The organism is Flaviramulus aquimarinus (assembly GCF_039543205.1).
Classification (GTDB): domain Bacteria; phylum Bacteroidota; class Bacteroidia; order Flavobacteriales; family Flavobacteriaceae; genus Flaviramulus_B; species Flaviramulus_B aquimarinus.
This window is the reverse complement of sequence record NZ_BAABJH010000002.1, coordinates 301,265-315,210: the sequence shown is the minus strand read 5'-3', so window position 1 is coordinate 315,210 and position 13,946 is coordinate 301,265. Positions and strand designations below refer to the sequence as shown.

Sequence of the window (13,946 nt, the reverse complement as noted above, 5' to 3'; positions counted from 1 at the left end):
ATGTTTAAAAACACCGTTACAGATTTACTTGATACAGCATTAAATGAAAGGCTGGATTTATTTCTTATAGATTTTTCTATTGATAGTCAAAATCATATCAAAGTAATTATTGATGGCGATAAAGGCGTTTTAGTTGAAGATTGTATGTTTGTAAGTCGAGCTATAGAGCATAATTTAGATAGGGAAGAACAAGATTTTTCTTTAGAAGTTATGTCTGCGGGAGCAACCGCACCTTTAGTTCATAAAAGGCAGTATAAAAAAAATTTAGAAAGAACACTTGAAGTAAAAACAACTTCAGATAAAATTGAAGGGACACTTATTAAAGCAACTAATGAAGATATTACATTAGAGTGGAAAGTTAGAGAGCCTAAACCAGTAGGTAAAGGTAAAGTAACTGTAAAAAAGGAAGCAAATATTGCTTTCGATGATATTGTAGAAGCAAAAGTTATGATTAAATTTTAATTAAAAAGAGTTATGGAGAATATCGCGTTAATTGAATCTTTTTCAGAATTCAAAGACGATAAGCTAATTGACAGAGTAACGTTAATGGCAATTTTAGAAGACGTATTTAGAAGCGCCTTAAAAAAGAAATATGGCGATGATGATAATTTTGATATTATCGTAAACCCAGATAAAGGTGATTTAGAAATATGGCGAAATAGAATTGTTGTTGCTGATGGTGAGGTAGAAGAACCAAACCAAGAAATATCATTAACAGAAGCTCGTAAAATCGAGCCAGATTTTGAAGTTGGCGAAGATGTTTCAGAAGAAGTTAAATTGATAGATTTAGGTAGACGTGCCATTTTAGCATTACGCCAAAACCTGATTTCTAAAATTCATGAGCACGATAACACTATAATCTATAAACAATTTAAAGACTTAGTTGGCGAAATTTATACAGCTGAAGTCCACCATATTCGTCATAGAGCCGTTATTTTGTTAGATGATGAAGGTAATGAAATTGTTTTGCCAAAAGATAGGCAAATTCCATCAGATTTTTTTAGAAAAGGAGATAATGTAAGAGGTGTTATTGATAGCGTAGAGCTTAAAGGCGCTAAGCCAACAATAATTATGTCTAGAAGTTCTCCTAAGTTTTTAGAAAAATTATTTGAACAAGAAATACCAGAAGTTTTTGATGGTTTAATTACCATTAAACATGTTGTAAGAATACCTGGGGAAAAAGCAAAAGTAGCGGTAGATTCTTATGACGACAGAATAGATCCAGTTGGTGCCTGTGTGGGTATGAAAGGATCAAGAATTCATGGCATTGTTCGCGAATTAGGAAATGAAAATATTGATGTTATCAATTATACTAATAATTTACAATTATTCATCACAAGAGCGTTAAGTCCAGCACGAGTAACTTCAATTAAATTAAATGAAGAAACCAAACGTGCCGAGGTTATTTTAAAACCAGAAGAGGTGAGTAAAGCCATTGGTAGAGGTGGTCATAATATCCGTTTAGCTGGACAGCTAACAGGTTATGAAATTGATGTGTTTAGAGAAGGTGCTGAAGAAGATGTTGAATTAAGAGAATTCTCAGATGAAATTGAAGGATGGATAATTGATGAATTCAGTAAAGCAGGATTGGATACCGCAAAAAGTATTTTAGAAGAAGAGGTTGCCGATCTAGTTAAAAGAACAGATTTAGAAGAAGAAACAATTAACGATGTTATTAGAATTCTTAAAGAAGAATTTGAAGACTAGTTAAATGGTTAGAAAATAATTAATGCAGATTTGCATCATTATTATGCCTTGATTGGTATAATACATATATTTGAGTATTTTAAAGGCGATTTATGGCTGAGACAATTAGATTAAATAAAGTATTACGCGAGCTTAACATCTCTTTAGATCGTGCCGTAGAATTTCTAGATTCTAAAGGTGTCGAGATAGAGAAGCGTCCCACTACAAAAATTTCTGAAGAAACGTATAGGATTCTTTCAGACGAATTTGAAACGGATGCAAATAAAAAAGTAAAGTCGCAAGAAGTAAGTGAAGCTAAGCTAAAAGAAAAGGAAGATTTACGGATAAAACGTGAAAAAGAATTAGAAGCTAAGCAAAAAGCTCAAGAAGCCATTGAAAAAGCGCAACAACAAGAAGTTGTTAAAGCATCAAAAACACTTTCAGGGCCTAAACAAGTAGGAAAGATTGATTTAGAGCCTAAAGAAGCAGGAGAAAAACCAGTTTCAAAACCGGAAGAACCTACTGAAACTATTAAGAAAGAAGAAGTAACAGAACCTATTAAAGAAGCGGTAACTCCTAAAAAGGCTGAAGAAAAACCTGTTGCTAAAGAAGATACGCCTAAAGTAACAAAAAACGAAGAACAGATCGTTGTTGATGGCGAAGTTGTTATTCCTGATGAAAAAGTAAAAACACAATATAAAAAGCTTACTGGTCCAAAAATATCAGGTGATAAAATTGATTTAACCCAATTTAATAAACCTAAAAAGAAAAAGGAAGAGAAGAAACCAGAAGCAAAAACAGGAGATGCCAACAAAAGAAAGCGTCGCCGTATAAGTAAAGCAGGAGCCCCACAGTCTGGGAATGGTCAGAAAAAACCAGGAGGTAGATCTGGTGGTAACGATCGTTTTAAAGGAAAGCCAGGGCAAGGGCGTCGTAATGTTGTCAAAGAAGAACCTAGTGAAGAAGATGTAAAAAAACAAGTGCGCGAAACACTTGAAAAACTTCAAGGTAAATCTAATAAAGGAAAAGGCGCTAAATATAGAAGAGATAAAAGAGATCAACACAGAGAACAATCTGAGATTGATGAGCAAATAGAAGCAGCAGAAAGCAAAATTCTTAAAGTAACAGAATTTGTTACCGCAAATGAGGTGGCAACCATGATGGATGTTAGTGTAACACAGATTATTTCAGCATGTATGTCGCTTGGAATGATGGTGACCATGAACCAACGTTTAGATGCAGAAACCCTTTCTATTGTTGCTGAAGAATTTGGATATCAAGTAGAATTTGTAACTGCAGATATAGAAGAGTCTATTGAAGAGGTAGAAGATAATCCAGAAGATTTAAAACCACGTGCGCCAATCGTTACGGTAATGGGTCACGTTGATCATGGTAAAACATCATTACTGGATTATATTCGTGAAGAAAATGTAATTGCAGGAGAGTCAGGTGGTATTACGCAGCATATTGGTGCCTACGGCGTAGAATTAGAAAGCGGTCAAAAAATTGCATTTTTAGATACACCAGGTCACGAGGCCTTTACAGCAATGCGTGCTCGTGGTGCACAAGTTACTGATATAGCCATTATTGTAGCCGCAGCTGATGATGATATTATGCCACAAACAAAAGAAGCAATCTCGCATGCTCAAGCAGCAGGGGTGCCTATTGTTTTTGCTATTAATAAAATTGATTTACCAACTGCTAATCCCGAAAAAATTAAAGAAGGCCTTGCTAATATGAATTTATTAGTAGAAGATTGGGGTGGTAAGGTACAGTCTCATGATATATCAGCTAAGGTTGGTACAGGAGTAAAAGAATTATTGGAAAAAGTATTACTAGAAGCCGAATTATTAGAGCTTAAAGCTAATCCAGAAAAACCGGCTGTTGGTACTGTAGTTGAAGCTTTTTTAGATAAAGGACGAGGTTATGTGTCTACAATTTTGGTACAAGCCGGAACACTGAAAGTAGGCGATTATATATTAGCTGGAAAAAATAGTGGTAAAGTAAAAGCCATGCATGATGAGCGTGGTAACGATATAGTTGCTGCTGGTCCATCAACACCAGTTTCTGTTTTAGGATTGGATGGTGCACCACAAGCTGGCGATAAATTCAACGTATTTGAAGATGAACGTGAAGCTAAACAAATAGCCTCAAAACGTGCGCAATTACAACGTGAGCAATCCGTTAGAACGCAACGTCATATAACACTTGATGAAATTGGACGTCGTATTGCACTTGGTGATTTCCAAGAGTTGAATATCATTCTTAAAGGTGATGTAGATGGTTCTGTTGAAGCATTAACAGATTCATTCCAGAAATTATCAACAGAAGAAATTCAGGTAAACATTTTACATAAAGGTGTTGGAGCCATTACAGAAAGTGATGTGTTATTAGCATCTGCATCCGATGCCATTATTGTAGGATTTAATGTGCGCCCTGTTGGAAATGCTAGAATGATTGCTGATAAAGAAGAAATTGATATCAGAACCTATTCTATTATTTACGATGCCATAAACGATCTTAAGGATGCTATGGAAGGTATGTTATCTCCAGAGCTTAAAGAAGAGATTACAGGTACTGCTGAAATTAGAGAAATATTTAAAGTATCTAAAGTTGGTAGCATTGCAGGTTGTATGGTAACTAACGGAAAAATACTTAGAACTTCAGGAATTCGATTAATTCGTGATGGTGTTGTTGTTTATACCGGCGAATTAGCATCCTTAAAACGATTTAAAGATGATGCCAAAGAAGTATCTAAAGGTTACGATTGTGGTATGCAAATTAAAAACTATAACGATATTAAGGAAGGTGATATCATTGAAGCTTTCCATGAAGTTGAAGTTAAAAAGAAATTGAAATAAGAATAATCGAGATAGCCTATAAAAGCAAGACAGTAGACAAACTATGGACAAAGCACTTATTTAACGATAAGTGCTTTTTTTTGGTTTGAATTAAACTACCTTTAAGAAGCTATTAATTTTTAACCACTCATTTATCATGAAAAAACCATTACAATCTTAGGACTATTACTTTGTTTAAGTTTTAACAATACGACTAGTGCCCAAGAAGCGTATTTAGGAGATATTAAACTTACAGCTATTACTTTTACACAAAGAAGTTGGATGGCATGCGAAGGTCAGTTATTGCCAATTTCTCAACATTCTGCCTTGTTTTCACTTTTGGGAACAACCTATGGAGGTGATGGACGAACAACATTTGCATTGCCAGATTTAAGAGGGCGCGTTCCTGTTGGATATGGTAATGGACCAGGGCTATCTAATTATAATCAATCGCAAAAAGGAGGAACAGAAACTAACACCATTACCGTAAATCAGATGCCGTCGCATAACCATACGGTAAATGCCGTGTTTGAAGATGGAACCCAATCCGTACCAACCAATAACTTTTTGGCTGGCACAAAAGTATTGGATACCGAATATTCTGATGCATCCGCCTCAAATACCACAATGAACACTGCTATGATAAATAATACAGGTGGCAATCATTACATTTAATGCATGTCACCCATTATTGGAAAATCAAGACTATACATTTAATCAAATAAGTACAGATGCCACAGGTAGAAATGTATTCGAGACAGATCCTATAAATGGCGATCAAAACTGTGGGGGATTAGGTGTTTGCGAAATGCGAGTGGCTTGGAATGAGGATCATGGACGCTGGGAAATTTATGCCGATGATGGTAATGGTACATTTACAAACAATTATTTATTATATCACAACGTATCAGCATCTGCACCAAATCCTCCAAGTTTAACATTAGGTACATGGGAAGAAAATATACTAGTAACAGAAAGCTTGTGTATTGATGGAATAAATATTTTAAGCGGAAACCTCCAAGATGCTATTCTAGGAGTTAAAGATGAAATTTTAAATGAGCTTGTTGTATACCCTACACTTGTAAAAGAAGTTTTAAATATTTCAACAAATGAAATTTTAAAAAGCGTGAAGATTTATGATATGACTGGAAAATTGGTTTTATATCAAAATGAAAATCCAAAGAAAATTAATGTTTCTAAATTACCTAGCGGATTTTATTTCTTAAAAGTACAGTTTGACGATTTTATTACCACAAAAAAAATTATAGTCAATTAATTTTCATTAAAAAGCTAGCTATTTGGGTTATATTTGAGATTCCATCCTGAAATAAGTTAACTGAAGACCAGCCTAATTTATTAGATAAACAAGAAGTAAAGGAATTTCAGTTTGGCTTTTGAATTAATTCTACAATGAAATATTTACATTATAAAACATTAACAAAAACGGGTCAGGGTTTAATGGATAAAAGGGCCTGTTTAATGTTTTTATTAGCAGAAGCCAAATTAAGTAAAAGGGTGGCCGTTATTCCTAAGTTTATATTGGGTTCACAGCATAATAGTGGGAAAAATATAGAAACATATATGATAAATATATATTTCAATATTGAGAAATTAGGTGCTGAATACATATTAGAAGAAAATTTTTTAGAAATAGAGAAAACGATAGATGGAAATGATATTTTAAATATTAAAGATGAGGTATTTGATTTTGGTTCTGATAAATTATTAGTTAGAAGAAATTTGTTATGTGATGATTTTTGGAGTTTAAAAAAACTGTATGATGTTATTAGTTTGGCAAAGTTATACCATGGTGTTGGGGTTAAATACATCATACCATTAATAACAGTAACGGATATGATAAAAAGTATTGGAGATGAAATTTTAAATCAATTAGAAAAACCTACCATAGGATTGCATTTAAGAAGAGGTGATAGGTTAAATAATAGATTAAGGAAAAGTATGAACGAAAAAACTATTATCAATAAATTTGATAATTTTAATTACAATTCGGTTTTTTATTGCTCTAATGATCAGTATTATAAAATTAATGATACTCGGTATTTTTCCAACAAAAATTTTAAAGACATACTTGAAACAATAAAAGATAACTTTTTATTGTTTTGTATAGAAATGTATGTTGTGGATAATTGCGATATTTCTGTTAGAACATTTAATGATTCTTCACCGTTTTACTATATCGAAGATAAAACCAATAAAAACTATTCTATTAGTGATTATAGCATGCATGGATCAGATAGTAGATTTAAAAACATTCCAAAAAAATTAGTAAAATGCGACTACGATGATTATGATAAAGATACCAGAAAATGTTTTATAAAACCACTAACTGGCTTGCCATTGGTTTTAAGTAATATTAAAAGAGGATATAACAGTCTTGAATACAGAATCAAACATGCATTTAATTTTTAATTGAAAAAAATTCTATGAGGGTAAGCTTCTGGATTTTCGTTAAAATTGTCATTCCTGTAAAACGAGAATCTAAATAACAATTCTATCAATTATTTTTCTTTCTTCGGTTTAAAAATAAAAGCACTATTAAATTTACGTTTAATTTTTTTCAAAGCTCTGTCAGCCTCTAAACGCGTTCTAAAGTTTCCAACCCAAATTTTAAAGTTGGGTGTTTCATATTGCATTGTTGCCCTCCAATCCAAAAAAGAACTACCAAATTCTTTTTTAGCATTTTGAGCTCCAGAGCGGTTCCCCGAATAAACCTGTATTTTATATCTATCAGAGCTATTAGCGCTCTTGTTCATCTGCTTTTTAAGATTTAATAAAACAGCAATATGTTTATCTTGATTTATGGTAACATTGCCTTGCTGAGAAAAACAACAGCTTGTCGTTAACACAAAATATAAAACGCTTAAAAAACTAATTTTCAAATTCAATGATTTCATTTTCAAATATATTTATACAAATGTATACGATATAAACTTAATTGCGGCTCTTTTTATTATTTAGAATCCCTCTAAATTACCAATTAACACTTCGCTAACATTTCTAAAATGGACTTTTAATATTACTTTTGCGAGAGATTTTTTTAACTGTGTTTTTTCTATTTATTCTAATGAAAAAACCATACCAAAGATTAGAAGTTAATTTAACCAATAATATGATACAGGTAAATTACCGTAAATTAAGTAAAAACATTCTTCGTTTCAGCTTAATTATTTTATTAGCGTTTACTACCTCACTTTCAGCTCAGGAAGGAGACCCCGCAAAAGGAAAATCATTATTTAATGCCAATTGTGCTGCTTGTCATAAGTTAGATAAGAAAATGACTGGACCTGCGTTACGAAACGTAGAGGCCCGTTTAGCTGAAGATGAAGGATTGGATAGAGCATGGCTATACGCTTGGATTCGTAACAGTTCAGGAATCATTAAATCTGGTGATGCCTACGCCAATAAAATTTACAATGAGTATGGTGGTGCTGCAATGACAGCGTTTCCACAATTATCTGATGATGATTTAAATAATATTTTAGCTTATACAGCTGAAGAAAAGAAAGCGCCAGCTCAAGCTGCAGCTCCAGTTGGAGGAGGTGAAACAACTAACTCTTCAGGCGGTATATCAAACGAAATTATATTAGGTGCTTTAGCCATATTGTTTATACTTTTAGCGGCTGGTCTGTATTTAGTAAATAAAACATTGCGCCGTTTTGCATCTGCTCAAGGTCTAGATTTGCCTGAGTCTTCAAGTAGAACACCACTTTGGAAAGCATTCGTTCAAAATCAATTTTTAATGATTGTTGTTGCGATTTTCTTTTTGTTGTCAAGTGCCTATTTTGTTTATGGGTATTTGTCTCAAATAGGTGTAGATCAAGGCTATCAACCAGTACAGCCTATTCATTTTTCGCATAAGATACATGCTGGCGATAATGGTGTAGATTGTAAATATTGTCACTCTTCAGCCAGAGTTAGTAAAACATCAGGAATACCATCATTAAATGTTTGTATGAATTGTCACAAATCAATTTACGAATATAATGGAGAAACATCTCCAGAATATTCTAAAGAGTTCTATGATGGTGAGATCAAGAAGTTATACGCTGCTGTAGGATGGGATGATGCTGATCAAAAATATACAGGAGATTCTCAACCAGTAAAATGGGTGCGTATTCATAACCTCCCAGATTTTGCATATTTTAATCACTCCCAACACGTTACCGTTGCAGGCGTAGAATGTCAAACCTGTCATGGTCCAGTAGAAGAAATGGAAATTATGTACCAACATGCGCCATTAACTATGGGCTGGTGTATTAATTGTCATAGAGAAACTGATGTTAATGTAAAAGATAATGCTTACTATACTAAAATACATGAAGAATTGTCTAAAAAGTATGGTGTAGAGAATTTAACAGCTGCTCAAATGGGTGGTATGGAATGTGGTAAGTGCCACTATTAATTATAAAAGAAACAGTTTTAGTTCAGAATAAATTCTAACAACTAATAACTAACAACTAATAACTAGTAAATAATATGTCATCAAACAAGAAATACTGGAAAAGTGTTGAAGAGCTAAACGAAAACAGCTCTATTGTTGAGACGCTAAAACAAAACGAGTTTGTTAATGAAATCCCTACTGATGAATTTTTAGGTGATAAAGATACATTAGAGGCTACATCAACAACACGTCGCGATTTCTTAAAATATGTAGGATTTAGTACAGCTGCTGCTTCATTAGCAGCTTGTGAAGGTCCTGTAAAAAAATCGATTCCTTATGTAGTGCAGCCGACCGAAATTATTCCAGGTGTTGCTAATTATTATGCTACAACAATAGCCGATGGATTTGATTTTGCAAGTGTTTTAGTAAGAACCCGAGAAGGTCGTCCAATTAAAATCGAGAACAATACTATGGCTGCTACCAATGGTAGTGCAAATGCTAGGGTAAATGCTTCCGTTTTAGGTCTGTATGATAGTTTAAGAGTTCAAGGTCCTAAAAAAGCTGGCGAATCTATTTCCTGGAATGATTTTGATACTGAAACCAATCAAAAATTAACTGAAATAGCTGCGTCTAATAAAAGTATTGTGTTGTTAACACAAACCTTTGCTAGTCCATCAACAAGTAAGTTAATATCAGAATTTAAAGAAAAATATAGTAATGTTAGTCATGTCGTTTATGATGCTGTTTCAGAATCGACTGCACTTGATGCATTCCAAGCTAAATATGGAGAACGTGGATTAGCAAATTACGATTTTGCTAAAGCCATGACAATCGTTTCTGTTGGAGCAGATTTCTTAGGAGATTGGCAAGGTGGTGGATTCGATTCTGGGTATTCTAAAAATAGAGTTCCAGACCACGGAAAAATGTCAAAACACATTCAGTTTGAGTCTAATATGTCGCTCACTGGTGCTAATGCTGATCAGCGTGTACCATTAACGCCAACGCAACAAAAAATAGCTTTAGCCAAATTATATAGTTATGTTGTTGGTGGTTCTGTTTCAGGAACGTTACCAACTCATATTGAAGACGCTGTTAAAAAAGCAGCCTCACAGCTTAAAAAAGCTGGAAGCAAAGGTTTAGTCGTTACAGGAATTCAAGATGTAAATGCACAAACCGTAGCTTTAGAAATCAACGAAGCTATAGGAAGTAAAGCTTTTGATAAATCTGCACCAATAAAAACAAGACAAGGTAGTGATATTGCTGTAGCTAGATTAGTTAGCGAGATGAAAGCTGGTCGTGTTGGAGCGCTTATCATGAGTGGTGTAAATCCAATATATACGTTGTCAAATGCTTCAGATTTTGCTGAAGGCTTGAAAAAAGTAGAATTATCTGTGGCGTTTTCTATGAAAGCAGACGAAACGTCTTCAGAAGCACAATACCTTGCAGCAGCACCTCATTACTTAGAATCTTGGGGCGATGTTGAAATTAAGAAAGGACATTATGCCTTAACGCAACCAACAATTCGTCCTTTATTTGATACTAGACAATTCCAAGATGCTTTATTAAAGTGGACTGGAAACGATGCATCTTATCACGATTATATCAAAGATACTTGGGGAACAGGTATTTTAGGTGGAGGTTCTTTCAATAAAGCATTACACGATGGTGTGTTTGTTGGAACAATTGCTACTGAAACAGAAGACACTTCAGTTGTAGCAGAAGATGAAGAAACTACAGTAACGCCATCAGGAAATGCAGCAAGAGCATTAGCATCTTCTGCAAAAGCAAACGGAGGTTTAGAATTAACATTATATACTAAAGTAGGTATGGGTGATGGTCAACAAGCCAATAACCCATGGTTACAAGAATTTCCAGATCCACTTACAAGAACATCTTGGGATAACTACTTAACTATTTCAAAAGCAGATGCTGACGAGAAAGGCTTAACCAATACACATGTTGCAAACGGTGCGTTAAATGGTAGTTATGCTAATGTTTCAGTAAAAGGAGCAACAATAAAAGTTCCAGTTATGATTCAGCCAGGACAAGCAAAAGGTTCTGTTGGATTAGCTTTAGGATATGGAAAAACATTAGGATTAAAAGAAGAGATGCAAACGGGAGTAAATGCCTATGCATTCTATCAAGGTTTTAATACGGTTCAAGATGTAACTGTTGAAGCTGTTGCTGGCGAGCATGAATTTGCATCAGTACAGTTGCACAATACATTAATGGGACGTGGCGATATTGTTAAAGAAACCACTTTAGAGATTTTTAATACCAAAGATAAAAAGCATTGGAACGCTGTTCCAATGGTATCTCTAAACCATGAGGAAACGCCAGTAACATCGCCAGAAGTTGATTTATGGGATGAATTTGATCGTTCAATCGGACATCACTTCAACCTATCAGTCGATTTAAATGCTTGTACAGGATGTGGTGCTTGTGTTATAGCTTGTCATGCTGAAAATAATGTGCCTGTAGTAGGTAAAACTGAAGTTCGTCGTAGCCGTGATATGCACTGGTTACGTATTGATAGATATTATTCATCAGAAGAATCATTTGAAGGTGATAACACTAAGAAAGATGATATATCTGGATTAGGAAGTTCATTAAGTGAATTTGGAGAAATGGAAAATGCCTCTGAGAATCCTCAGGTAGCATTCCAACCAGTAATGTGTCAGCATTGTAACCATGCACCTTGTGAAACAGTATGCCCTGTGGCTGCAACATCACATGGTCGTCAAGGTCAAAACCATATGGCGTATAACCGTTGTGTAGGTACTAGATACTGTGCTAACAACTGTCCGTATAAAGTACGTCGTTTTAACTGGTTCTTATATAATGGAAATGATGAGTTCGATTATCATATGAATGATGATTTAGGACGTATGGTATTAAACCCAGATGTGGTTGTTCGTTCTCGTGGTGTTATGGAAAAATGTTCGATGTGTATTCAAATGACACAAAAAACAATCCTTGATGCGAAACGCGATGGACGTGAGATTATAGATGGTGAATTCCAAACGGCTTGTTCTGCAGCTTGTAGTAATGGAGCCATGACATTTGGAGACATCAATGATAAAGACAGTAAAGTTGCAAAACTTTTAGAAGATAATCGTATGTATCACTTATTAGAAAGTGTTGGTACTAAGCCTAATGTGCAGTATCAAACAAAAGTGAGAAATACAACTGAAGCATAGTCAAGTAATAGAATTAAATGTTTAAAGCTTGAAGAAAAACAGGCTTTAAGCGTTTAAAAAATAAACAATTAAACAATAAAATATGGCGTCTCATTACGAAGCACCTATTAGAAGACCTTTAGTTACAGGGGAAAAATCATACCACGACGTTACTGTGGATGTAGCAAAACCTGTAGAAGGAAAAGCAAATAAACAATGGTGGATAGTTTTTAGTATCTCACTTGTGGCTTTCCTTTGGGGAATCGGATGTATTTTATACACAATATCTACAGGTATTGGAACTTGGGGTCTTAATAAGACTGTAGGTTGGGCTTGGGATATTACTAACTTCGTTTGGTGGGTTGGTATAGGTCATGCTGGAACACTTATTTCTGCAGTACTATTATTATTCCGTCAAAAATGGAGAATGGCTATTAACCGTTCTGCAGAAGCTATGACCATTTTCTCGGTTGTACAAGCTGGATTGTTTCCAATCATTCACATGGGAAGACCATGGTTAGGATATTGGGTACTTCCTATACCAAACCAATTTGGGTCGTTATGGGTAAACTTTAACTCACCATTACTTTGGGATGTATTTGCAATTTCAACATACTTATCAGTATCGTTAGTATTCTGGTGGACAGGTCTGCTTCCTGATTTTGCTATGTTAAGAGATAGAGCTATTAAACCATTCCAAAAGAAAATATATTCCTTATTAAGTTTTGGGTGGTCAGGTAGAGCAAAAGATTGGCAACGTTTTGAAGAAGTATCTTTAGTACTTGCAGGTTTAGCAACACCATTAGTACTATCCGTACATACCATTGTATCATTTGACTTTGCAACATCGGTAATTCCAGGTTGGCATACCACGATTTTCCCACCATACTTTGTTGCTGGTGCCGTATTTTCAGGATTTGCTATGGTAAACACGCTTCTTATTATCATGCGAAAAGTGTGTAACCTTGAAGATTATATTACAGTACAACATATTGAATTAATGAACATAGTCATCATGATTACAGGTTCAATAGTTGGTGTAGCCTATATTACAGAATTATTTATAGCTTGGTATTCTGGTGTAGAATATGAACAGTATGCCTTTTTAAACAGAGCAACTGGACCTTACTGGTGGGCGTATTGGGCAATGATGACGTGTAATGTATTCTCTCCACAATTCATGTGGTTTAAGAAATTAAGAACAAGTATTATGTTCTCGTTCTTTATCTCAATTGTAGTAAACATTGGGATGTGGTTTGAGCGTTTTGTAATTATAGTAACCTCTTTACATAGAGATTACCTACCATCATCATGGACGATGTTTTCACCGACATTTGTTGATATCGGAATCTTTATTGGAACCATTGGATTCTTCTTTGTATTATTTTTATTATACTCAAGAACATTCCCGGTAATTGCCCAAGCAGAGGTGAAAACAATTTTAAAATCATCTGGAGAACGTTATAAAAATATTAGAGAATCAGGAAATAGTTTAGTAGGAACTGGAGCTGATGCAAGAACATCAGGAAGAACTGCTGCGGTACCTGCAAAAACTAAAGACACTTCAGCTGATGACAATTCAGAAAAAGTAAGTAGCTTATTAGGTAGCATTGGTGCTTTTGATGCAGCTACTCAAACAGCTGATGATTTAAAGAAAATAAGTGGTGTTGGACCTAAAATGGAGGACGTACTTAATAGTATAGGTATATATACGTTCCTTCAAGTTAGTAAAATGACAAAAAAAGAATATGATTTGTTAGACTCGATTACTGAATCTTTTCCTGGAAGAGCAGAACGCGATGATTGGGCAGGACAAGCTAAAAAATTAATAAACTAAAC

At 34.4% G+C, this 13,946-nt stretch carries 10 protein-coding genes; 9 read left to right on the top strand and 1 reads right to left on the bottom strand.

The window, feature by feature from the left end:
- The 6 genes from rimP (at position 1) to ABD941_RS09710 (ending at position 6,956) form a co-directional block, all read left to right on the top strand.
- Complete coding sequence (gene rimP / locus ABD941_RS09735) at positions 1-462, top strand: ribosome assembly cofactor RimP (RefSeq protein WP_345273941.1); 462 nt, start codon at positions 1-3, stop codon at positions 460-462.
- A gap of 12 nt (positions 463-474) precedes the next feature.
- Positions 475-1,707: a transcription termination factor NusA gene (gene nusA / locus ABD941_RS09730; protein WP_345273940.1), complete on the top strand. Its 1,233-nt coding sequence runs from the start codon at positions 475-477 to the stop codon at positions 1,705-1,707.
- A gap of 92 nt (positions 1,708-1,799) precedes the next feature.
- Positions 1,800-4,547 carry a translation initiation factor IF-2 gene (gene infB, locus ABD941_RS09725; RefSeq protein ID WP_345273939.1) on the top strand — a complete coding sequence of 916 codons (2,748 nt, stop codon included), beginning with the start codon at positions 1,800-1,802 and terminating at the stop codon, positions 4,545-4,547.
- Between the two features lie 129 nt (positions 4,548-4,676).
- Positions 4,677-5,201, top strand: a complete 525-nt coding sequence (locus ABD941_RS09720; protein WP_345274118.1) for a phage tail protein — start codon at positions 4,677-4,679, stop codon at positions 5,199-5,201.
- A complete protein-coding gene (locus ABD941_RS09715) occupies positions 5,182-5,802 on the top strand; it encodes a T9SS type A sorting domain-containing protein (RefSeq protein WP_345273938.1) in 621 nt (206 codons plus the stop codon). The genes ABD941_RS09720 and ABD941_RS09715 overlap by 20 nt, the downstream gene beginning before the upstream one ends.
- Before the next feature lie 134 nt (positions 5,803-5,936).
- Positions 5,937-6,956: a hypothetical protein gene (locus ABD941_RS09710; protein WP_345273937.1), complete on the top strand. Its 1,020-nt coding sequence runs from the start codon at positions 5,937-5,939 to the stop codon at positions 6,954-6,956.
- 89 nt (positions 6,957-7,045) lie between these two features.
- On the opposite strand, the gene ABD941_RS09705 is transcribed toward ABD941_RS09710, so the two are convergent.
- Entirely contained in the window at positions 7,046-7,426 is a 381-nt protein-coding gene (locus ABD941_RS09705) for an SPOR domain-containing protein (RefSeq protein WP_345273936.1), read from the bottom strand.
- 230 nt (positions 7,427-7,656) lie between these two features.
- Between ABD941_RS09705 and ABD941_RS09700 the strand changes: the two genes are divergently transcribed.
- The 3 genes from ABD941_RS09700 (at position 7,657) to nrfD (ending at position 13,944) form a co-directional block, all read left to right on the top strand.
- A complete protein-coding gene (locus tag ABD941_RS09700) occupies positions 7,657-8,949 on the top strand; it encodes a c-type cytochrome (protein ID WP_345274117.1) in 1,293 nt (430 codons plus the stop codon).
- Positions 8,950-9,023: 74 nt separating this feature from the next.
- Entirely contained in the window at positions 9,024-12,128 is a 3,105-nt protein-coding gene (locus ABD941_RS09695) for a TAT-variant-translocated molybdopterin oxidoreductase (RefSeq protein WP_345273935.1), read from the top strand.
- An 82-nt stretch (positions 12,129-12,210) separates the two neighbouring features.
- Positions 12,211-13,944 carry an NrfD/PsrC family molybdoenzyme membrane anchor subunit gene (nrfD, locus tag ABD941_RS09690; RefSeq protein WP_345273934.1) on the top strand — a complete coding sequence of 578 codons (1,734 nt, stop codon included), beginning with the start codon at positions 12,211-12,213 and terminating at the stop codon, positions 13,942-13,944.
- Positions 13,945-13,946 lie beyond the last annotated feature (2 nt).